The organism is Brevibacterium sp. HMSC08F02 (assembly GCF_001807555.1).
Lineage (GTDB): Bacteria > Actinomycetota > Actinomycetes > Actinomycetales > Brevibacteriaceae > Brevibacterium > Brevibacterium ravenspurgense.
In genome coordinates, this window is sequence record NZ_KV789366.1 from 11,610 (window position 1) to 33,385 (window position 21,776).

Annotated in this window: 21 protein-coding genes; 3 read left to right on the top strand and 18 right to left on the bottom strand. The window is 63.0% G+C overall.

What is annotated here, in order from left to right; all coding sequences use genetic code 11:
• Positions 1–101: 101 nt before the first annotated feature.
• Positions 102–800: a hypothetical protein gene (locus HMPREF3172_RS08920; protein WP_141741624.1), complete on the bottom strand. Its 699-nt coding sequence runs from the start codon at positions 798–800 to the stop codon at positions 102–104.
• A gap of 61 nt (positions 801–861) precedes the next feature.
• On the opposite strand from HMPREF3172_RS08920, the gene HMPREF3172_RS08925 reads away from it, so the two are divergent.
• Entirely contained in the window at positions 862–1,905 is a 1,044-nt protein-coding gene (locus tag HMPREF3172_RS08925) for an HhH-GPD family protein (RefSeq protein WP_070516929.1), read from the top strand.
• On the opposite strand, the gene HMPREF3172_RS08930 is transcribed toward HMPREF3172_RS08925, so the two are convergent.
• The 17 genes from HMPREF3172_RS08930 to dacB form a co-directional block, all read right to left on the bottom strand.
• Positions 1,868–2,476, bottom strand: coding sequence for an amino-acid N-acetyltransferase (locus HMPREF3172_RS08930; protein ID WP_176746145.1), 609 nt, complete (start codon positions 2,474–2,476; stop codon positions 1,868–1,870). The two genes, HMPREF3172_RS08925 and HMPREF3172_RS08930, sit on opposite strands and share 38 nt — an antisense overlap.
• 69 nt (positions 2,477–2,545) lie before the next feature.
• Positions 2,546–5,161, bottom strand: coding sequence for an ATP-dependent Clp protease ATP-binding subunit (locus tag HMPREF3172_RS08935; protein ID WP_070516931.1), 2,616 nt, complete (start codon positions 5,159–5,161; stop codon positions 2,546–2,548).
• Between the two features lie 132 nt (positions 5,162–5,293).
• On the bottom strand, positions 5,294–5,623 hold the full coding sequence (locus HMPREF3172_RS08940; RefSeq protein ID WP_070424835.1) for a histone-like nucleoid-structuring protein Lsr2: 330 nt from the start codon (positions 5,621–5,623) through the stop codon (positions 5,294–5,296).
• Positions 5,592–5,840 carry a hypothetical protein gene (locus HMPREF3172_RS08945; protein ID WP_019174552.1) on the bottom strand — a complete coding sequence of 83 codons (249 nt, stop codon included), beginning with the start codon at positions 5,838–5,840 and terminating at the stop codon, positions 5,592–5,594. The genes HMPREF3172_RS08940 and HMPREF3172_RS08945 overlap by 32 nt, the downstream gene beginning before the upstream one ends.
• Before the next feature lie 73 nt (positions 5,841–5,913).
• Positions 5,914–7,461: a lysine--tRNA ligase gene (gene lysS, locus HMPREF3172_RS08950; protein WP_070516933.1), complete on the bottom strand. Its 1,548-nt coding sequence runs from the start codon at positions 7,459–7,461 to the stop codon at positions 5,914–5,916.
• A 71-nt stretch (positions 7,462–7,532) separates the two neighbouring features.
• Positions 7,533–8,417 carry a Rossmann-like and DUF2520 domain-containing protein gene (locus HMPREF3172_RS08955; RefSeq protein WP_062022011.1) on the bottom strand — a complete coding sequence of 295 codons (885 nt, stop codon included), beginning with the start codon at positions 8,415–8,417 and terminating at the stop codon, positions 7,533–7,535.
• A gap of 10 nt (positions 8,418–8,427) precedes the next feature.
• Positions 8,428–10,188, bottom strand: a complete 1,761-nt coding sequence (locus HMPREF3172_RS08960) for a PH domain-containing protein (protein ID WP_176746146.1) — start codon at positions 10,186–10,188, stop codon at positions 8,428–8,430.
• A gap of 53 nt (positions 10,189–10,241) precedes the next feature.
• On the bottom strand, positions 10,242–10,730 hold the full coding sequence (locus tag HMPREF3172_RS08965) for a PH domain-containing protein (RefSeq protein WP_070516937.1): 489 nt from the start codon (positions 10,728–10,730) through the stop codon (positions 10,242–10,244).
• Positions 10,727–11,185, bottom strand: a complete 459-nt coding sequence (locus tag HMPREF3172_RS08970) for a DUF3180 domain-containing protein (RefSeq protein WP_019174547.1) — start codon at positions 11,183–11,185, stop codon at positions 10,727–10,729. The genes HMPREF3172_RS08965 and HMPREF3172_RS08970 overlap by 4 nt, the downstream gene beginning before the upstream one ends.
• Before the next feature lies 1 nt (position 11,186).
• On the bottom strand, positions 11,187–12,131 hold the full coding sequence (gene folK, locus HMPREF3172_RS08975) for a 2-amino-4-hydroxy-6-hydroxymethyldihydropteridine diphosphokinase (protein ID WP_070516940.1): 945 nt from the start codon (positions 12,129–12,131) through the stop codon (positions 11,187–11,189).
• Entirely contained in the window at positions 12,128–12,970 is an 843-nt protein-coding gene (gene folP / locus HMPREF3172_RS08980) for a dihydropteroate synthase (RefSeq protein ID WP_070517048.1), read from the bottom strand. The genes folK and folP overlap by 4 nt, the downstream gene beginning before the upstream one ends.
• A gap of 5 nt (positions 12,971–12,975) precedes the next feature.
• Positions 12,976–13,539, bottom strand: a complete 564-nt coding sequence (folE, locus tag HMPREF3172_RS08985) for a GTP cyclohydrolase I FolE (RefSeq protein WP_019174544.1) — start codon at positions 13,537–13,539, stop codon at positions 12,976–12,978.
• The gene (gene ftsH, locus HMPREF3172_RS08990) at positions 13,539–15,722 is read right to left on the bottom strand and encodes an ATP-dependent zinc metalloprotease FtsH (protein WP_070516941.1); all 2,184 of its coding nucleotides are present in this window, start codon (positions 15,720–15,722) and stop codon (positions 13,539–13,541) included. The genes folE and ftsH overlap by 1 nt, the downstream gene beginning before the upstream one ends.
• Before the next feature lie 47 nt (positions 15,723–15,769).
• Entirely contained in the window at positions 15,770–16,321 is a 552-nt protein-coding gene (gene hpt, locus HMPREF3172_RS08995) for a hypoxanthine phosphoribosyltransferase (protein WP_019174542.1), read from the bottom strand.
• 37 nt (positions 16,322–16,358) lie between these two features.
• On the bottom strand, positions 16,359–17,489 hold the full coding sequence (gene tilS / locus HMPREF3172_RS09000; RefSeq protein ID WP_070516943.1) for a tRNA lysidine(34) synthetase TilS: 1,131 nt from the start codon (positions 17,487–17,489) through the stop codon (positions 16,359–16,361).
• A 5-nt stretch (positions 17,490–17,494) separates the two neighbouring features.
• Complete coding sequence (locus tag HMPREF3172_RS09005) at positions 17,495–18,604, bottom strand: zinc-dependent metalloprotease (RefSeq protein ID WP_176746147.1); 1,110 nt, start codon at positions 18,602–18,604, stop codon at positions 17,495–17,497.
• A complete protein-coding gene (gene dacB / locus HMPREF3172_RS09010; RefSeq protein WP_070516946.1) occupies positions 18,601–20,118 on the bottom strand; it encodes a D-alanyl-D-alanine carboxypeptidase/D-alanyl-D-alanine endopeptidase in 1,518 nt (505 codons plus the stop codon). Before dacB ends, HMPREF3172_RS09005 begins: the two co-directional genes overlap by 4 nt.
• A 96-nt stretch (positions 20,119–20,214) precedes the next feature.
• On the opposite strand from dacB, the gene HMPREF3172_RS09015 reads away from it, so the two are divergent.
• Together HMPREF3172_RS09015 and HMPREF3172_RS09020 are read left to right on the top strand one after the other, a co-directional pair.
• Positions 20,215–20,700: an inorganic diphosphatase gene (locus tag HMPREF3172_RS09015; RefSeq protein WP_019174538.1), complete on the top strand. Its 486-nt coding sequence runs from the start codon at positions 20,215–20,217 to the stop codon at positions 20,698–20,700.
• A gap of 210 nt (positions 20,701–20,910) precedes the next feature.
• Positions 20,911–21,585 carry a VOC family protein gene (locus tag HMPREF3172_RS09020; RefSeq protein WP_070516948.1) on the top strand — a complete coding sequence of 225 codons (675 nt, stop codon included), beginning with the start codon at positions 20,911–20,913 and terminating at the stop codon, positions 21,583–21,585.
• The last annotated feature ends 191 nt before the right edge of the window (positions 21,586–21,776 follow it).

Here is a 21,776-nt window from a genome sequence, read left to right on the forward strand (position 1 = left end):
GTCACCATCCTAGCCAGACACGAGCACAGAAGCAGAAAGACACGTGCCTTTCGGTCACGTGTCTTCCAGATCAGCTGACAGCATCAGCGGCAACAGCAGAATCAGCTGTCTTTGCTGTCGGCCTTGCTGTCCTTCTTGCTGGCTTTGCCGTCCTTTTTGTCGGCTTTATCGTCTTTGCCGTCTTCGTCGCTGTCCTTTTCGGGCTCGTCAATGACGGTGAAGGGGTGCGGTGGGCTTGTGACTTCACCCAGTTTCACAACCAACTGGTATTCGCCGGGTTCAAAGCTGTCGGCGGTTTTGTTGCAGTTCTTGTCTGTGGGCACCAGCGACCAGGACAGAGTGGTGTTCTTCGCGGTTCCCGGCGCGAACACACGCTGTTCGTCCTGCCCATCAGAGGAGCACCACGCTGAATCCCACACTGTCTTGTCATCCTGCTGGATGATGAACTGCTGCGAAGCAGAACCGACCTCAATCTGGCAGGCGGCCGAGTGTTCGTTCTTGACGTTGAGAGTCATGGTGGCTTTATCGCCGGGCTTGTACTCCTTTTTGTCCATTCCCGCAGCGAGAGTCACCTGGTCGACAGGACACGTGCCGCTGGCCTCATCGCCTTCGGGCCCGGGAGCCTGCTCCTGCTGTTCCTCTTCGGCCTTCCCAGCAGCCGCTTCCTGCTGGTCGGCAGGTTTGGCGGTCTGCTCGCCTGAACCTGACAGAGCCTGCACGAGCAGAACGATTCCGACGATGAACAGGGCGAGGATGAGCACAGCCAAGCCCAGCACCGTCATTCGGCGGCGTCGGTACACTTCGGGAGGATGGCGGCGCACAGGCGCTGCCGGCCTCGGAGCATTGGAAGGAGTCATCCCTTTGAGCGTACGTCGCCACACCGATTCCGTCCGTGGGACACACCGCCGACCGGCCGATCTCGAGGCTCTGCACACCGCTGTCATCGACTGGTTCGCCCAGCACGAACGCCCCCTGCCCTGGCGGAAGCCGGGCACCTCCGCCTGGGGTGTTCTGGTGTCCGAGGTGATGTCCCAGCAGACCCCCATGTCCCGAGTGGCACCTCGTTGGACCGAGTGGATGCGGAAGTGGCCCACTCCAGCGGATCTGGCATCCGCCTCGACCGCGGATGTGCTGCTGGCCTGGGACACGCTCGGCTACCCAAGGCGTGCTCTGCGGCTGCAGGAGTGCGCTCAGGCAATCGTCACTGATCACGGCGGGAACGTGCCGCACGATGAGGAGGTGCTGGTGGGCCTGCCGGGGATCGGGGCGTACACGGCGGCTGCCGTTGCGGGATTCGCCTTCGGTGCGCGCACAGCGATTCTGGATGTCAACATCCGCAGGGTTCTTGCCCGCGCAGTCGACGGCCACGAACACCCCGGCAACGCGACAAAAGCAGAAACGGCGTGGGCCCGCGAACTGCTGCCGGAATCACCGCAGCGTTCGGTCCGCTGGAATGCGGGGACCATGGAGCTCGGCGCTTTGGTGTGCACCTCCCGCAGTCCGCAGTGTGATGAGTGTCCGCTGCTGGCTCAGTGCGCGTGGGTTGCTGCGGGCAAACCCGCAAGCCCCGAACGCAAACCGAAAACGCAGGCTTGGCATGGCACGGATCGTCAGCTGCGCGGGGCGATCATGGGTCTGCTGCGCACCTCCCACGGCACACCGGTGCGAGCGGATCTGCTTGTTGCGGACACCGTGGATTTCGATGTGGATGCGGCCGCCCTGCTGCCGGAGAAAGTGCAGGACGGCATAGCGAAGGTCCGTCGGCTGGCTGACGGTGAAAGGATTGCGCGCCTCGTAGATGACCTTGAGGCCGATGGGCTGCTGTGCCGTCAGACGGCAGAGCAGTCAGGAGAGCGCTGCAGCGTTCTTACGCTTCCGCAGGCGCAGTCTCCGTCAGATCAATGATCATGCGCTTATTGCCCAGTGTGTTGGGTTTGACGCGGGCCAGGTCGAGGAACTCGGCGGTTCCTTCGTCAGTTGAGTGCAGGAGCTCCTGAAAAACGGTTGGGGAAACCGGGATGCCCGAAATCTGCTCAAAGCCGAGGCTGGTGAAGAACTCGGTTTCGAATGTCAGGCAGAAGACCTTTTTGATGCCCATGATGCGGGCTTCTTCCAGCAGGGTCGTGATGAGTGTGCGGCCCACTCCCCTGCGGCGGTAGTCCGGACTGGTTGCAACCGTGCGAACTTCTGCGATTTCGTCCCAGAACACGTGCAGGGCAGCACAGCCGGCGAGGGTTTCAGTGCCGTCTTCGGCGATGTCGACGATCACCCGGAACTGCTGCAGCGCTTCGAAGTAGCTGACCATGTCCTTGGCCACCAGGACGCGTTCTTCGACCAGCGGCTGGGTCAGTGCGTTGATCTTCGCGGCGTCAGTAGTACGTGCCCGGCGCAGAAACAGGCCGCTTTCAAGCCGAATGGGCGAATAGGCGGCTGACAGCTGCTGGGCGACGGGGTCTGCGGGTGCATTGGCGGGCATGCTCTCAGTGTAGAAGGGCCCGCGAACGGTGTTCCGTTCGCGGGCCCTTCTGGCTTTCAGCTGAGGCGATCAGCTGTCGGTGGAGGTTTCTGCTCCGGCTTCGCGGGCGGCTCCCCCGTCCGAGTTGTCGCCTGCGCTGTGCGAAGCGGCGGCGTTGGCCGGACCGGCTTCGGCAATAGCACCGGTTTCGTCTTCGTCGTCAGCGCCGACCTTGACGGGTACGCGGTTTTCGCTGACGCCCTTGAATGTGAATTCGGCGTCTGCGCCTTCGCCTTCGACATCGACGTAGATGGTCTGTCCGGGGCGGATTTCGTTGAACAGAATCCGTTCGGACAGCGGGTCTTCGATTTCGCGGGCGATGGTGCGGCGCAGCGGGCGCGCACCGAGCACCGGGTCGAAGCCGCGGTCTGCCAGTACCTGACGTGCGTCCTGGGACACGTCGATCGTCATGGACTGGTCGGCCAGGCGGTCGCTGAGGCGGTTGATGAACAGGTCGACGATCTTGATGATGTCTTCCTTGTTCAGCTGCGGGAACACGATGGTGTCGTCAACGCGGTTGAGGAACTCGGGACGGAAGTGCTGCTTGAGCTCTTCAGATACGCGCTGCTTCATGCGGTCGTACGATGCGTCCGAGTCACCTTCCACCTGGAAGCCCATGGGGGTGCCGCGGTTGATTTCGCGGGTTCCCAGGTTGGTGGTCATGATGATGATCGTGTTCTTGAAGTCGATTTCGCGGCCCTGCGAGTCTGTCAGACGGCCGTCTTCCAGAATCTGCAGGAGCGAGTTGAAGATGTCGGCGTGAGCCTTTTCGACTTCGTCGAACAGCACAACCGAGAACGGGTTGCGGCGGACCTTTTCGGTCAGCTGACCGCCTTCGTCGTAGCCGACGTAGCCGGGAGGCGAACCGAACAGGCGCGACACCGTGTGTTTCTCGGAGAACTCCGACATGTCCAGCGTGATGAGCGCTGATTCATCGCCGAACAGGAATTCGGCCAGAGCCTTGGCCAGTTCGGTCTTGCCGACGCCGGTGGGGCCGGCGAAGATGAACGAACCCGAGGGACGACGGGGGTCTTTCAGACCGGCACGGGTACGGCGAATAGCACGCGAGATCGACTTGACGGCTTCCTTCTGGCCGATGATCCGCTTGTGCAGTTCGTCTTCCATGCGCAGCAGACGCGAGGACTCTTCCTCCGTGAGCTTGAAGACCGGGATTCCGGTGGACTGAGCCAGAACTTCCGCAATGAGCTCTTCGTCGACGATTGCTCCGGCGCCCTGGTTTTTCTTCTTCCAGTCCTTTTCAGCGCTGTCGCGCTGTTCCGTCAGGTCCATTTCCTCCTGGCGGGCATTCGCGGCGGTTTCGAAGTCCTGCTTGCTGATGGCAGCTTCTTTGCGCTTCTTGGCGTCGGCGATCTTGTCGTCGAGTTCCTTGAGCTCAGACGGCTGAGACATGCGGGTGATGCGCAGCTTCGCACCGGCTTCGTCGATCAGATCGATTGCCTTGTCAGGCAGGAACCTGTCGTTGATGTAGCGGTCCGAAAGGTTCACAGCAGCTGCCAGCGCACCATCGGTGATGGTCACCTTGTGGTGGTTTTCGTACTTGTCGCGCAGACCCTTCATGATCTTGATGGCGTCCGACAGTGTGGGTTCGGGCACCTGAATGGGCTGGAAGCGACGTTCGAGCGCTGCGTCCTTTTCGATGTTCTTGCGGTACTCGTCCAGCGTTGTCGCACCGATGGTCTGCAGTTCTCCGCGGGCGAGCATCGGCTTGAGGATCGAGGCTGCGTCAATTGCGCCTTCAGCTGCACCGGCACCGACGAGGGTGTGGATTTCGTCGATGAACAGGATGATGTCGCCGCGGGTGCGGATTTCCTTGAGCACCTTCTTCAGGCGCTCTTCGAAGTCACCGCGGTAGCGCGAACCGGCGACCAGCGAACCGAGGTCAAGCGTGTACAGCTGCTTGTCCTGCAGCGGTTCGGGGACATCGCCGGCGACGATCGCCTGGGCGAGGCCTTCCACAACGGCGGTCTTGCCCACACCGGGTTCGCCGATGAGCACCGGGTTGTTCTTGGTGCGGCGGGACAGCACCTGCATGACGCGGTTCTGCTGTTCGCGGCGGCCGATGACGGGGTCGAGGCTGCCTTCGCGGGCTGCCTGCGTGAGGTTGCGGCCGAACTGGTCGAGCACCAGCGAACCGGACGGCTGGCCCTCTTCGCGACCGCCCGCTCCGGCTGTTGCGGGCTCCTTGCCCTGGTAACCGGAGATGAGCTTGATGACTTCCTGGCGTACACGCGGGAGGTCAGCGCCGAGCTTGACGAGCACCTGTGCGGCTACGCCTTCGCCTTCGCGAATGAGGCCCAGCAGAATGTGTTCCGTGCCGATGTAGGTGTGGCCCAGCTGCAGGGCTTCGCGGAGCGAAAGTTCGAGGACCTTCTTGGCACGCGGTGTGAAGGGAATGTGTCCGGAAGGGGCCTGCTGGCCTTCGCCGATGATTTCGGCGACCTGGTCGCGGACCTGCTCGAGAGAGATGTCCATGCTTTCCAGTGCCTTGGCAGCAATGCCCTCGCCTTCGTGGATGAGGCCGAGCAGGATGTGTTCCGTGCCGATGTAGTTGTGCTTGAGCAGCTTGGCTTCTTCCTGAGCCAAGACCACTACTCGTCGGGCGCGGTCGGTAAACCGTTCGAACATTAGCCCTCCTGGGTCGCTGTACGGTCCGTAATGTCTAGCACCATAACCACGCGGGAGCCGGTTTTATTGCGATTTCGCCCTCAGCCGAAGCGTTTCGGCTGAGGGCGAAATTCTGCTGGAATCGCTGCTGTGTCAGTGGGCTTTGTCGTAGGCCTCGACGATGTCGGCGCGGATGCGGCCGCGGTCGGAGACGTCGTAGCCCTTGCTGCGGGCCCAGTCACGGATCTCCGCGAGGTCTGAGCGGGAAGCCTTCGGGCTGGCGGTCTTGCGGCCGGTTGATGCGGGGCGCTCTGCGCGGCGGGCGACTTTGACGTAGCCGGCCAGCAGTTCGCGAAGCCGCGAGGCGTTGTCTGCGGTCAGTTCGATTTCGTAGAGCTTGCCGTCGATGCCGAATTCAACGGTTTCGTCGGCATTTTCACCAGTCAGATCGTCAATGAGGACGGTCGTCACCTTGCGAGCCATCGTGTTGGTCCTTTCGTGGATCTTCAGAAACGTCCTGCGGCTCGGCTGCGCTGTCACGCTCAGTGGTTTCACGCTGCGCGTTTTCGCGCTGAGCCTTGTGGATTTCCATTTCTGCGTAGTAGCGGTCCATTTCCTTCCGCTCTGTGCTGTCGGACTTGATAATGGCACGCAGAACGTACCAGAAAAGAAGCCCAACCACGATGGAAGGAAGAAGCACCCTCAAATATTCCACAGGAATCCCTAACGATCAAAACCTATAAGAGCCATTGAAATGAACAGTGATTATATTCTCAGTAATCCAAAGGCTTAACGAATGGGAAGAGCACGGTTTCGCGAATACCGAGGCCGGTCAGCGCCATGAGCAGGCGGTCGATTCCGATGCCGACACCGCCGGTCGGGGGCATTCCGTGTTCCATTGCCCGCAGGAACTCTTCGTCCAGCGGCATGGCCTCGTCGTCGCCCTTGGCAGCGTCCTTGGCCTGTGCTTCGAAGCGCTCCCGCTGAATTACCGGGTCAACGAGCTCCGAATAGCCGGTTGCCAGTTCAAAGCCGCGAACGTAGAGGTCCCACTTTTCGACGACGCCCTTCTTTTCGGGGTGCTCACGAACAAGCGGCGACGTGTCGACGGGGAAGTCGGTCACGAAGATCGGGCCGTCGAGCTTGCCTTCGTGGAAGTGCTCCCACAGTTCTTCCACGTACTTGCCGTGGGACTTGAATACGCCTTCCATGTCGACATTGTGCTTGTCGGCAATGCGCACGAGTTCTTCAATGGGCGTTTCCGGCGTAATGTCCTCCCCGGATTCCGCGGCCAGTGATTCGTACATTGAGATCCACGGCCATTCACCTCCGAGGTCATATTCAGTTCCGTCATAAAGGGTGACGGTGGTAGATCCGGTGGCGTCAATTGCTGCGTTCTGAATGAGCTTTTTAGTCAGAGCAGCAGCGGATTTGAAATCGCCATACGCTTCATAGAATTCAAGCATTGCGAATTCCGGAGAATGTGTGGCGTCGACACCTTCATTGCGGAAGTTGCGGTTGATTTCGAAGATCTTGTCAAGGCCGCCGACAACTGCCTTCTTGAGGAACAGTTCGGGTGCAATGCGCAGGAACAGCTCCATGTCGTAGGCGTTGATGTGGGTTTTGAAGGGCCGTGCGGCCGCACCGGACGGGATCACCTGAAGCATGGGGGTTTCGACTTCGATGAAGCCTTCGTCTTCGAAGGTGTGGCGCAGGGACGACATGACCTTGGAGCGGGTGCGCACCATGTCCCTGGCTGCCGGGCGCATGATCAGGTCCAGGTAGCGCTGGCGTACGCGGCCCTCTTCGTCGAGCTGGGTGTGCATCGGCGGCAGCGGACGGACGGCCTTCGAGGCCATCTGCCAGCTGTCGGCCATGACGGAAAGCTCACCGCGGCGCGAGGAAATAACGCGGCCGTGGAGGAACACGTGGTCGCCCAGGTCGACATCGGCTTTCCACTGGCTGAGGGCTTCTTCGCCGACTTCCTTCAGCGACAGCATGCCCTGCAGCTGGGTGCCGTCGCCGGCCATGAGGGTTACGAAGCACAGTTTTCCGGTGTTGCGCTGAAAAACTACGCGGCCGGCAACGCCGACGACGTCCTCGGTTTCTTCGCCGGCTTCGAGGTGCGCGTACTTGTCGCGGATTTCGCCGAGGCTGTGGGTGACGCCGACCCGCACGGGGTAGGCTTCACGGCCTTCTTCCAGCAGCCGAGCGCGCTTTTCCTTGCGGATGCGCAGCTGTTCGGGGTCGAGGTGTTCGGGAGTTTCGGCGTCTGCGCCGCCAGCGGGCACAGTTGCGGCATTGTCAAGATTTTCAGGCATGGTCTAAGGATAGCGAAGGAGCGCGTACCTCCTGGCCGCCCGTTCAGCACCGCAGCTCACGTCGGAAGAGCTCAGACCAGGAGGTCGAGGATGTTCTGCGCCTGCTGGTCGGTGATTGTTCCGTTGGCAAGCGCCCGCTGCACCGTCGCGCGTGCCACAGCACGGTAGGAATCACCCGTGCCGGCCAGTTCTCCCGCTGTTTCGTCAAGCGCTGTCAGGTGGGCTCGCACTGTCGATGCGTCGCCGCGGGAAACCGGCCCAGTGAGGGTGCGCACTCCGCTGCGCAGCACATTCGACGTGCTCGCCGCCACCAGCTCCCCAAGCACCTGGCCCGGATCTTCGATCCCGATGGATTCGAGCATTTCCATGGCCTGGGCGATGACAACGCTCACGTGGTTTGACGCGTGCGAACACGCCGCGTGGTACAGAGCGCGGTCAGCTTCGGCCACAACGAACGGCTCGCCGCCGATTTCCACTGCGAGCGCCTGCCCAATGGCCAGGAATGTCTTCGGCCCGGTCACCGCAATCGATGTGCGGCGAAGCCGTTCAAGATCCATCGAGGTTCCCGTGAACGACAGGGCCGGGTGCAGCGCGAGTGTGATCGCTCCTCGGGCGGCAGCGGGCGCCAGAATGTCCGCCCCGTACCGGCCCGAGAAGTGCATGACGATCTGCCCCGGCGAAAACCGTCCGAGCTCAGCAAGACCGGACACAAGATCACCCAGCTGATCATCCGGCACCGTGAAGATGACCAGTTCGGCCCGCTCGAGGATTTCCTCCACCTCGAGAATGGGGATGCCCGGAAGCATCGCCTCGGCGCGGTCGAGAGTGGTTTCAGAACCCCCTGTGACTCCCACGATCGCGTGCCCGGCCCCTCGCAGGGTTGCGCCGATGACAGCACCGACTTTTCCGGTGCCGATGATGCCGACTCCTAGGCGAGTTTGGTCGTCCAGGTTCACGTGTGTCCTCTCAGGCGGCGTCCATGGCTGCACGCGCGCGCTGGGTGTGCTGCGCGTAGTCAAACAGGAGCTTCCGTGCGGTGTGTTCGTCCAGGTGTTCAAGGTACGGCCTGACCGGACCGCGGGTGGAGTGCAGGTAGATGGTTGCGACCTTGAATGACCTTTGGATGGGCCCCTGATTCCAGCCGAGCGATTGCACGCGGGCGTGGGGTACGAAGATTGCCCGACGGGTGAATCGGCCGGTGCGCACAGCCATGACCCCCTTAGTGACGGCCCATCCGGCGCGGGCGCGGTTGAGCGGGTCAAGCCAGCGGGTCCGCCCGGGCTGCTGGGCGAACAGACCCGGCACCCCGGCAGGTTTGCGGAATGTGCCGGCCACCGCCTCGTGAATGACATCGCCAGGAGCAACAGCGTGTCCGGAGTTGAGTTCGCCCACACCTTCGGGCAGCACCAGACCCATGAGCGTCTGCACGTCAGTCAGCGAGCCCACCGGAAGGAGGGTCTTGCCTTCTTTGCCGGAATCGCCGGCGGTGTTGAACATGACCCGGTACCAACCGGCGATCCGCCACATGAACGGCTGGCGGATTTCAACGGCCTGCAGACGGTCAAGCGGCACCAGCACCCGTTCGGTGGAGAAAACTCCCTGGCTGATCTGCACGCCGTCGCCGGTGAGCTTCGCTGAGAAGTTCCCGTGTTTGAGGTTGCTGGTGACCATTTGGAATGTGGCGATCACGAAGCCGAATGCCATGGGCGCCATGGTGGTGAGCACTGCGAAAAGGGCTTCAATGTTCATGTAGCCGCCCACAGCAAGTGCGATGCACACGCCGATTGCCGCAATCGCCAGCAGAATCAGGGCGAGTGAAATGAAAACGCCGGTGGACAGAAACGCGGCCAGGATTGTTCGGTGCAGCGGAACGCGAACGAGTTCGCCGTCGGGTTTGATCCGCCCGCTGCGCGTGTACGGCGCGATGAGTTCCTGGAACGATCCCGCGAGGTCGTTGCCGACACCCTCCGCGTGCCCGCTGAGCGCTGACACGATCTTGGCACCGGCTGGCATGCCGGGTGCGTCCGGGTTGTGCTGGGTGCCGCTGGCATCCCGCCCCCGGTGACGCGGCTGGCCGGGCTGATTCTGCAGCCCGGGATGACCGTGCTGGACGGCATCTGACGAGGCGCCGCTCACCTGCCCGCCTGCATAGCCGGCCGCCGGGGCGGTCTGATTGGGGTGGGGGGGTGCAGCCCCTGGGAGGGAGTCTGCAGGACCGGCCGGCGCTGCGGCGGCCTTGGCGGTGCGGACGTTTGCCAGGATGATGTCGCGCAGCTGTTCGGCCTGTGCCTTCTTCAGGTACAGGATGGTGATGTTGGAGTCGCTTCCGCCGGCAACATCAAAAACGAGTGTTGCTAGACCGAGAATGCGTGCCAGGAATGGCTGTTGGACATCGACGGACTGGATGCGCATAAAGTTCGCGTGGCGGTGTGCTTTGGCCACGATGCCGTGTTTGAACTCGACCACCCGGTCGTCATAGCGGTAGGCGGTCTTCTTCCACTGCAGGTACAGCAGGCCGACACCGGCTGCGACGATGACGAAGATGCCCAGAAGGGGCAGCAGGAAGAACATCACCGGCACACGGCCGATGGCTTCCGACCCTTCGCGCAGAGCACCTCCGCCCGTGAAGATCGCGCCGATCAGGTTCGGCAGCAGATTGCCGGCGAAGATGACGATTCCGAAGAATGCCGCAACCAGGAAGCCTCCCATCTGCATGACGGGAGTCATCGGGTGAACCCTGTGCCAGACGCCGGGTGCGAGGCGCTTCTGAGGCGCAGCCATCACAGACCCGCCAGGCCGCTCTGGCCGCGTTCAGACAGCAGTTCGCGCAGACGGTCAGCGTCGGCGCGCTTGAGGCCGGGCACCGTGGCGTCCGACCCTGCTGATGCGGTGTGCAGCGTGACGGTGGCAAGCCCGAAGAACCGTTCCAGCGGGCTTGCGGTGACATCGACGTACTGCATGCGCGCATAGGGAACGACGGCGGTTCGGCGGTACATGATGCCGCTTTCAATCAGCAGATCCGTGGGCCGGATCTTGTAGCCCATGGCGCTGACCTGACGGAAGATGAAGATGCACCGCACAAGCGGGCCGCCCAGTGTGAACAGCAGAGCAAAGATAAGCATCCACGGTTTGGCGAAGTCGAGCGTGAAGTAGGCCCCGATGGCCATCGCACTGGTGATGGCCGCACTGATGATCGTGTTGAGCAGCCGCACCAGGGCAAGCCGCTTGTCTACGGGGATGAGGTCGGGTTCGCGCAGGGGAATGCTCATGCGGCTGCTCCTGAAGGATCGTCCGGCGGCAGTTGGCAGAAACGTTCGACCACGATTCCGACGGTCATCAGAGCCGCGGCCACAACAAAAGTACCGAACATGGCCATTGCTGAGCCAGTGCGGAGAAAACCAGCAGACAGCAGAATGTAGATGCCCGAACCCAAGTACCACCCTGACAGCGCGGCCCCGGTCAGCGAGCACGCTTTGGCCATCATGGCGACTCGGGCGGCCTGCAGCGGGTCGATCGGCTGCTTGCGCTCACCGTCGTTCCACCTCTTGATCGGAATGCCGAGCACCAGGAGCGTGCCGCCCAGCAGGAGCATGCCGACGATTGCCGGCCACGGCACTTCGGGAGCGGGACTGCCCCAGCTTTCCAGGACCCAGGATCCGGCGGCCCCAACCATGAGCCCGATGGCCCCGCCTGCCAGAAGGTTCGATGCTTTTGTCGGGCGCATGTCAGTCCAATCGGCGAACGGTCTGCGCCGGATCGGCTGTCTGAACGTGTTCGCCGGCAGCGCTCACGAGAACCTGTTCGCCGCCGAAGCCAATACGCGCCTGCGGCCGGATTTCTGCCCACGGTACGAGCACGAAAGCACGTTCGTGCGCCCTGGGGTGCGGCAGCGTGAGAACCGGGTCGTCGCTGAGAATCTGCGCTTCGGGACTGTCGATGTCTCGGCCTGACTCAGCCAGCCGAACGATGTCGATGTCGAGTGTGCGTGGCCCCCAGCGGACCTCGCGCACCCGGCCCTGAGCCACCTCGATCCCCTGCAGGGAAGCCAAGAGTTCGCGCGGACTGCAGTCAGCTTCAACGACGGCCGCGCAGTTGACGAAGTCGTCCTGCTCCACTCCCCCGACGGGCGCGGTCGAATAGAACCCGGACGTCTGCACGACGCGGACCCGCGGCAGGCGGTCAATGGCGCGCAGGGCGTCTTCCAGCTGCCCGCGCGGGTTGTCGCGGTTGGCTCCCATCGACAGGACCGCTGTTATCCGCTGGTCTGACGAGGTGCCGCTCGCCTGAGCGCCCTCACTCGCCGTGCCGCTGCTGACGGCTTCTGCCCGAACTGTGACGTCCGTGAAGTCATGGGCGATCGGCGCCGACGGTTTGTGCACCGTGACTTCAACCTGGCAGGGAATCGTGATGGTCCCAGCGATGGCATCGGCAATGCGAGCGGCAAGGGCTTCTATCAGGTCGTAGCGTTCGGTGCTGACGATCGAGGCCGCAAGGTCGGCCACTGCCCCGTAGTCAACCGTGTCCTCCAGGCGGTCGGTGCTGGCGGCGCGGCTGAAGTCGCCCCTGAGCCTGACGTCCACACTGAATTCCTGGCCGTCGGTCTTTTCGAAGTCGAAAACACCGTGGTGGCCGTAGGCACGCAGGCCTGTCAGGTGGATTTCGTGCGTCATTTCCGCTGCTTCTTCAGCTGGTAGTCGTGACCGGCTTTGTCGATCGCATCGCACACAGCGGCAGCCACATACGAGGTGCGGGCGTCGTGCACGCGCACAGCCCACGCTCCCGCGCGGGCGGACACGGCGGTGATTGCTGCGGTTGCGGCATCCCGGTCAGCCTCGCTGGCGGCTGCCGGGTTGTCGGGATTGATGAGCGAGGCCAGGAAGCGCTTGCGCGATCCAGCAACCAGCAGTCGATAGCCCAGCTGGTTGAATTCATCGATTCCGGCCATCAGCTGCCAGTTGTGCTCGGCATCTTTTGCAAAGCCCAGACCGGGATCGAGGATGATCCGCTCACTCTTCACCCCGGCGTCCAAAGCCGCGTCAACGCGCTCCAGAAGTTCATCGCGGACCTCGGCCACCACATCGTCATAGGTGTGGGTGGCACGCGCGTCCGTCAGCAGACCCCGCCAGTGCATGACAATGAGCTCAGCATCGGATTTCGCGGCAACATCAAACATGCGGCTGTCCATTTTGCCGGCCGAAACGTCGTTGATGATGTGCGCGCCGACGTCCAAAGCGCGCTCCATGGTGGAGGCCCGCATCGTGTCAACGCTGACCGTCACACCTTCGGACACGAGCTTTTCGACAACCGGCACGACGCGTGCGATCTCTTCGTCTTCCGGCACTCGGGTTGAGCCGGGGCGAGTTGATTCACCGCCGACGTCGATGATGTCCGCGCCCTGTTCGACAAGGTTGAGCGCGTGCTCAACCGCTTTGTCGTAGTCGAGGTAGCGGCCTCCGTCGGAAAAGGAGTCAGCCGTTACGTTGAGCACGCCCATGATCTTGGTGCGCATGTGCTTCACCCGCCCTGGATCAGACTGATGGCCTCTGCGCGGCTTGCGGGATCGCGCAGCTGTCCGCGCACCGCCGAGGTCAGGGTTTTCGCGCCGGGCTTCTGCACTCCGCGCATCGACATGCACAGGTGCTCAGCTTCGACTACGACGATCACGCCGCGGGCGTTGAGGTTGTCCACCAGGGCGTCCGCGATCTGAGTGGTGAGCCTTTCCTGCACCTGCGGGCGTCGGGCATAGACCTCGACCAGGCGGGCGAGCTTCGACAGTCCCGTCACGCGGCCCTCCGGGCCGGGGATGTATCCCACGTGGGCCTTGCCGTGGAACGGCAGCAGGTGGTGTTCGCACATCGAGAACATTTCGATGTCTTTGACGAGCACCATTTCGTCGTACCCGATGTCGAAGCTGACTTCGAGGAGGTCGTCTGCTGTCTGGCCCAGGCCCCGGCACAGGTCGGCATAGGACTTTGCGACCCGCTTGGGCGTGTCTTTCAGACCGTCGCGGTCGGGGTCTTCGCCGATGGCTTCGAGGATGCTGCGGACGGCAGCTTCGATCTTGGGCAGATCCGCCATCAGCGGTCGTCCTCTGAACCGTGCGGAGGCTGCTGGTCAGGGTGCTCCGGGTAGCCAGGGTACTGGTAGCCGGGGTTCTGCTGGCCCGGGTAACCCGGCTGGCCGTACTGGTTCTGCTGGCCGTAGGGATCCTGCTGAGTGTTCTGGCCTGACTGTTCAGCAGAGCCCTGCGAGTTTTCCTCCTGCTGGCGGCGCTCTTCAGCGCGGCGAGCAACGGCATCGCGCCAGTCGCCGGCGTTTTCGCGGCGCTCCGGCGGTGTGATGGGCGGAATGTCAGAGACCGGGCGGTCTTCGCTGGTCAGCCACACTTCGCGCTTCGGTGCTTTCTGCACGTCGGCGAAGATGCGCTTGAGGTCAGCTTCGTCGAGGGTTTCGCGTTCCAGCAGTTCGTAGGCCAGCTGGTCGAGGATCGCGCGGTTGGTGTTGAGAGCCCAGTAGGCGTCGGCGTGGGCCGTGTCGATGAGTGTGCGCACTTCTTCGTCGATGATGAGCTTGGTGGCCTCTGCTGTGCCGACCTCACCCGTGCCTCCGCGGCCGGCGAACGGGTCGCCGCCTTCGTCGCCGAGCTTGACCATGCCGATCTTTTCGCTCATGCCGTACTGGGTGACCATTTTGCGGGCCGTGCCGGTGGCCTTTTCGATGTCGTTCGACGCACCGGTCGAAGGATCGTGGAACACGATTTCCTCGGCGGCACGACCGCCGATCGCGTAAGCCAGCTGGTCCAGCAGTTCGTTGCGGGTGACCGAGTACTTGTCTTCTGTCGGCATGACCATGGTGTAGCCGAGAGCCTTGCCGCGCGGCAGGATGGTGATCTTCGTGACCGGGTCGGTGTGGTTCATCGCCGCAGCGACCAGCGCGTGTCCGCCTTCGTGGTAGGCGGTGACCATGCGCTCTTTATCGTTCATCAGGCGGGTGCGCTTCTGCGGACCGGCGATCACACGGTCAATGGCTTCGTCCATGATCGTGTTGTCGATGACGGTCTGGTTCGAACGCGCTGTGAGAAGTGCGGCTTCGTTCATGACGTTTGCAAGGTCAGCACCGGAGAAACCGGGCGTGCGCTTGGCAACGGCGTTCAGGTCGACTTCATCAGCCAGGGGCTTGCCCTTTGAGTGGACCTTGAGGATGTGCGCACGGCCCTTCATGTCGGGTACTTCTACCGCGATCTGACGGTCGAAGCGGCCCGGGCGCAGCAGCGCGGGGTCAAGCACGTCGGGCCGGTTGGTGGCCGCCATGAGGATGATGTTCTTCGTGGGGTCGAAGCCGTCCATTTCGACCAGCAGCTGGTTGAGCGTCTGTTCGCGTTCGTCGTTTCCGCCGCCCATGCCGGCGCCGCGCTGACGGCCGACCGCGTCGATTTCGTCAATGAAGATGATGCACGGCGAATTGTCCTTCGCCTGTTCGAAAAGGTCGCGCACACGGCTGGCGCCAACACCGACGTACATTTCGACGAAGTCCGAACCGGACATCGAGAAGAACGGAACCCCCGCCTCGCCGGCTACGGCACGAGCAAGCAGGGTCTTACCGGTACCGGGTGAACCGTACAGCAGAACACCCTTGGGGATCTTCGCCCCCACATCGGTGAACTTCTTCGGCTCGGACAGGAACTCCTTGATCTCTTCGAGTTCCTCGAGGGCTTCGTCGACACCTGCGACATCGGCGAAGGTGACGTCAGGTTCTTCCTTCTGGATCATCTTCGCCTTGGACTTGCCGAAGTTCATGATTCCGCCCGCGCCGGCAGACATGCGCGTCAGCAGGAACCAGAACACGAGTCCGATCAGCAGGAACGGAACCAGGTTCAGAAGAAGAGACGTCAGGAACGACCGCTTGGGCACCTCGTCCGTGAAGCCCTTGGAAACATCAGCCGAGTCAACAGCCTTGACCACCTGTTCACCGCGGGGCTCAACGTAGAAGAACTGCACCCGCTTGCCGTACTCGCGGTCGCCTACCTTGAAGTCGTCCTTCAGCACCATGTCGACGCGCTGATCGCCGTCGACGACCTTGACCTGTTCGACTTTCTTGTCTTCGAGAAGCTGCAGACCCTGGTTGGTGTCAATGCGCTTGAAACCGCCCCCGGCCAGGAGCGAAGCTCCGATCGACACGATGATGAGGGCAAGAACAACCCAGACGAATGGGCCGCGGGCCCACTTCTTGACAGCGGGCGTGTTCACTTTCTTATCTGCCATTGGCTCTTCTCTGTGCGGTTCCGGTCGCGGTGGGCGGGTGGTTCGGTTCAGCTGTAGACGTGCGGCGCCAGGGTGGCGACGAACGGCAGGTTGCGGTACTTCTCCGCGTAGTCGAGGCCGTAGCCGATCACGAATTCGTTCGGCACGTCGAAGCCGGTGTAGCGGACGTCGATGTCGACCTTGATGGCTTCGGGCTTGCGCAGCATGGTGCAGATCTCAACGCTGGCAGCACCGCGGGACTTGAGGTTCGACAGCAGCCACGACAGGGTCAGGCCGGAGTCGATGATGTCTTCGACGATGAGCACGTGGCGGCCCGTCAGGTCGGTGTCGAGGTCTTTGAGGATGCGCACGACACCGGAGGATTTGGTGCCGGAACCGTAGGAGGACACTGCCATCCAGTCCATCGTGACGTGCGAGTGCAGTGCGCGTGCAAGGTCGGCCATGACCATGACAGCGCCCTTGAGGACACCGACGATCAGCAGATCCTTGCCTTCGTAGTCGCGGTCGATTTCAGCAGCCATTTCCCGCAGGCGGGTGTTGATCTGCTCTTCCGTTACGAGGATCTTCTCGATGTCCGATCCGAGGTCGTTCTGGTCCACTCGGTGTCCTTTCTGCTCGCGCCAGCCGAGACGCCCATCAGCATACCCGCTGGCCCTCCGTCTGGTGTGGGAAACCTTTGTCACTTCTGTGCTTCTGGCTGTCACCGGGCACGAGGCGGAGGTCATCACGGTCGGTCCGCTCAAGACTCATGCCGCTCGGCATGGACAGGGGCTGTGGGCCGCCGTTCAGAGCTCGCCACGCGCCTAGGATGTGTTCTGCACTGAGCTGATCCGGTGTGCGCAGCTGCTGATGAAGCCACTTCTGGATGACGCGAGTGCCCAGTGCTGGCGGCAGCTGTGCCGTCTGTGCGCTCAGATGATCGGCTTCTATCAGGCTTTTGGCCATACGGGCCGCCCGCCGGTCAAGGTAGTCGGCATCGAAGGCGGCAAGCTCTGCCGTGCGGGCCAGGTTGCCCTTCACGCCCTCTCCCAGATGGTCAGTCAGCGCTGGCAGCACTTGTTGTCTGAGGCGCACGCGCGTGTAGTCGGGGTCGCGGTTCATGGGGTCGTGCCACACGGGGATACGCTGTGCGTAGGCCGAGGCCACCGTCTGTCGGCGCTCAATGCCCAACAGGGGCCGCCACACGGTTCCCGTTCGCAGGCGCATACCGGCAAGTGCGCGACTGCCCGAACCGCGCAGCAAGCCCAGCAGAACAGTTTCTGCTTGGTCGTCGCGGGTGTGGCCGGTGAGAACGGCTTGCGCACCGACTGCGATGCGCGCCTCCTCAAGTGCCCCGTAGCGGGCAGAGCGGGCATTGGCTTCCAGGCCGCTGGCTGTGCGTTCGACCTTCACTGTGCGCACAACCGCGGGCAGCCCGAGCCCCATGACCATTCCGGCTGTGCGCACCGCGATGTGTGCCGACCCTGACTGTAGGCCGTGATCAACGATGACAGCGGTGAATGAGTGCTCGGTCGTCGCATCCAAGTGTGCGCACGCTGCCGCGAGCGCCACCGAGTCCGGCCCTCCGGAGACCGCGACGATGAACCGGCCGGGTTCATCCGGCAGGCAGTCGGCAACAGCACGGCGGATGACCGCTGAATCGGGATCCAGGCGAGGACGGCGATGCTGCGGCGCGAGGCCGCCGCCAGCCTTGCGCTCGCCGCCGTTCTGACCGCGGCCGCGCTGGCCGTCGCCGCGCTGGCCGCTGCTGTCCGCATTGCTTTCCATAGGTTCTACAGTGTGCCCGGAGGGTCTGACACAACCCTGGACACCCACATTTCAGGGTCTTGCAGCTCGGCTGCGCTCGGCAGGGCATCCGGTGATGACCACACGCGGTTGAAGCCGTCCATTCCCGCCTTGCGGATGACGGTGCGCACAAAACGCGCCCCGTCTTCGTACTGGGCGAGCTTGTCATCCGATCCCATGAGCCGCATGGCCGCCGCGCGCAGACCCGAGTCCGAGCGGCGGTTGGCATTGAACACGCGGCGAATGCGGCGAACACTGGGAATGACTCGTTTGCCGGCGCGGTCCATCATGACGTCGGCATGGCCTTCCAGCAGCGTCATGATTGCGGTGACGTCTTCCATTGCGCGCTGCCCCTCAGGGCTGAGTGCCGCGGTCGCCAGTGACACTTCGCCGCGCAGCGCTTCTGGCAGCTGGCCCAGAAGATCCCCCAGTGATTCATCCGTGTCCAGCAGACGGCCGATCCGGTCGATCACCTCGTCGCGAATCCACGGTGCCAGCGCCAGCTGCACGCGGTGAGTGGTTTCGTGGAAGGCAACCCACAGGCGGAAATCGCGCGGTTCGAACTCCATGCGCTGTTCCATCGCGAGGATCGTCGGTGCGTTCAGGATGAGTGCTCCCGGTCTGCGCATGGGCTCGTACTGTCCCAACACTCGGAGCGAAAGAATTCCCAGGACAGCACCCAGCTGCACGCCGTTCGTCCGCGCTTCGGCTCCGGAGCGCGCAAGCCTGAGCTTCTGCCGAGCCGTGTTGAGAGCAGTGCCGATTCCACCTCGGGAGCGGGTGCTGTCATCCGCAGCCGTACCGGATTCTGGTGAGTCCAGGTGCTCCAGCAGTTCCGTGAGCATGAGCGCATTGGCCTTCACCCAGCCCATCCGGTCGACCACGAGCACCCTGTCGGATGCCGCGCGCTGCCGGGCGGCATCTTCGACCTCGCGGCTTAGACGCATGGCGTCCAGAAGCAGGTCGAACGAGGTTTCAGCCGCTTCGCGCATTTCCAGCACGAGGGCCTCACCTTCCGCAGCCGTCACCTTCGGACCTGCGGGAGTGGATTCGCGGGCAGCGGCGAGCGCGGACGGGACGTGGAAGCGCACTGTCACCGGCACCCGCACTTGGACAGTCCGGTTACGGCCTCGTCAATGGCCTGGCGGGCACTGCCGACGCCGCCTTCCGTCATCATCGAAAACGCCAGCAGGCGGCCGTCAGCCGTGAGAACGGTTCCTGACAGGCTCGCCACAGTTGCCAGCGTGCCTGTTTTGGCTGACACCTTCCCAGCTGCCCCGCCTTCTGCGTAGCGGTAGATGAGCGTGCCGTTGAGACCACCCACCGGCATGCTGGGAATGAGCTGCGACAGGCTGTCATCGGACTGTGCGGCGGCCACGACGATGCTGGTCAGGTCGTGCGGCGAAATTCGGTTCTTGTACGACAGGCCCGATGTGTCATGCAGGTGGATGCTGCCTGTGTCGACGTTCATGTCTTTAAGCTGCTGCAGGACTTCCGCCGCCGCTGAGCTCACGGATCCTTCCGCGCCGCGAGCCAGCGCGACTTCACGGCCGAGGGCTTCCGACACGATGTTGTCTGAGTGCTGCAGAGCGTGCCGCACAACGCTGGACACCGGGGCTGACTGAACTTCGGCGATGATGGCCGGACCTTGCTGCGTGCCGGCGCCGTCGTCGTTCTTGTCTTTGCCGTCATCGCCGGTGCCGTCCGCGTGCAGCGGCGCAGCCTGTTCGGGTGGCGGTTCGGTCTGCACATCAGGGTTGCGGATGTCGACCTTGAGACCCTGGTCGGTCAGAGCGTCGGCAAAGTCGCGAAGAGCATCCCGGGCGGGTTCGGGTGTGCGCGGCGCTTTGTATTCGCCGGTTTTCGACCCCATGGAAACCATGAGCGGGTCCATGTTCGTGATGAAGCCGTATTCGATGTCGTCGCGGTCCCAGTCTTTGCTGAACCGCGGGCCGGTGTAGCGGGACACGTCCGCGTAGACCTCGACCGTGTCCACGCCGCGCTTTTTGAGTTCGTGCGCGGTGTCCTCAGCGAGTGTGCCCAGACCTGCACGGCCGTTGACGGCGCCCGGTTTGGATTCACCCTTGCCGAGCATGACGTCGCCGCCGCCCACAAGAGCCAGTGCAGCGCTGCTTCCCTCTGTGGAATCCAGGCGGGCCGATGTGGTGAACGTGTGGTCAGCCCCCAGAGCCCCGAGAGCCGCCGCTGAGGTCAGCACCTTCGTCACGGATGCCGGGGTGCGGTCCGCACCGGCGTCTTTCGTGTAGAGGACTTCGCCGGTTGCGGCATCGCGAATGTCGATGCCGGCTTTGCCCTTGAAGCCGCTTTTCTTGAACGCGTCTTCAACGACCGGGGCGATCTTCTTCGGCACGGGCGCATTGGAGTCGAGTTCCGCGATATCAAGCGCCCGAGGTGGAGTTCCGGAAAGTGCGGGAGCTGGGCTCCCGCCGGAGGTCGGCACAACGGTGAGAACGCCGGGAACTGCGTCGAGGGCATCGAGAGCGGCGTATCCGGTCAAAGCGGCCACGACAATCGCGGCAGTGCCGCCGATCGCCTTTGCACGCCCGCGCCCACTGCGGCGCTTGTTCTTGCGGGCACGTGATCTGCTCACCGATTACTCACCTCTTTCTGGCCTTCACTATGCTAATTGTGACGCCTGTCAATCATGGAATCCTTAAGGATCATCCAGCTGTAAGGAGAAAATCTCTTGGAACTTCTCGCCACCATCGAAATCCCGCAGGGTTCGCGCAACAAGTACGAAGTCGACCACGAAACCGGACGGGTCAAGCTCGACCGCTACCTGTTCACCTCGATGGCCTACCCCACTGACTACGGCTTCTTTGAGGACACGCTCGGCGAAGACGGCGACCCGCTCGACGTTCTGGTCCTGCTGCACGAATCCGTGTTCCCCGGCTGCCAGCTGGATGCCCGCCCCATCGGCGTTTTCCGCATGGAAGACGAAGCCGGCGGCGACGACAAGGTCCTCGCAGTCCTCGCTGACGACCCGCGCTTCGACGCCATCCAGGACGTCAAGGATGTCGACAAGTTCCAGCTGGACGCCATCGAGCACTTCTTCGTCCACTACAAGGACCTCGAACCGAACAAGTTCGTCAAGGGCTCCGAATGGGCTGGCCGCGAAGTCGCCGAAAAGATCGTTCAGGAATCGATTGACCGCTTCAAGGCCGAAGCCTGACCGCTGTTAAAACCTGACTGCTGAAAGCGGGTGGGAGCGGAAGCCGCTCCCACCCGCTTTTTCGTGCCTCCGGGCCCCAGCGGAACCCGAAGATGACGGCAGGTGGCAAGCGGCGCCTCGTCAGATAAGAAGCGGCCCAGCAGCGAGCAAGGCAAGAAAGTTAGGCATACCTAAGTCACGTGAAAATGAGATCTGTGCCACGCTCAGAGTATGAATCTGGACCATGTTTCGTTCGCCGCTCAGCAGGACGGTCTGCACGCCACGGCTGACCGTCTGGCAGAACAACTCGGCATCACCTACTACGACGGCGGAATCCACCCGCGGTTCGGAACGCAGAACCTGATCTTCCCGCTGGCAAACGGGCACTACCTCGAGGTCGTTGAAGCCCTCGAGCACCCGGCAGCGCTGGCAACCCCGTTCGGGCAGGCCACAAGGGCGCGGTCTGACAAGGGCGGCGGCTGGATGGCGTGGTGCGTCAGCGTCAACAACCTGGCCAAGGTCGAAGATCGCCTGGAGCGCAAAGCCGTCGACGGCAACCGCACCCCGGAAGGCTCAGAGGAAATCCACTGGAAGCAGATCGGCGTGAAGGGCGTCATCGCTGACGGCCAGCTGCCGTACTTCATCCACTGGGTCTCCCCCGCTGAACTGCACCCGTCAGCCCGCCCGCAGCGCACGCTGGACGGCAGCGGCGAACTCACCGGCGACGACGCTGTTGCCATTGAATCGCTGCAGATTGCCGGAAGCCGCGACCGCGTGCGCGACTGGCTGGGCACCGACGCCCACAAGCCCATCCCGGAAATCGGCATCGACTGGGTGGCTCCGCACGGCGAGCCGGGCATCATGTCTGTCACCTTCACCACACCGCAGGGCCGCGTCGTTCTGTAAAGGCGCGGCGGCTGCGGCGTGGATGCGCAGTGTCGCCGTGCCAAGGCAGATTCACGCTTTAATGCAACTTTGCGCGTAAATGCGCCGCATTAACGCGTGAACCTGCATTAGCGCGCAAGTTTGGCCCAGCCGCCGAGCACGCTCAGCCGCGCAAGTCTGGCCCAGCCGCCGCGACGGGCTACCCCGTCCTG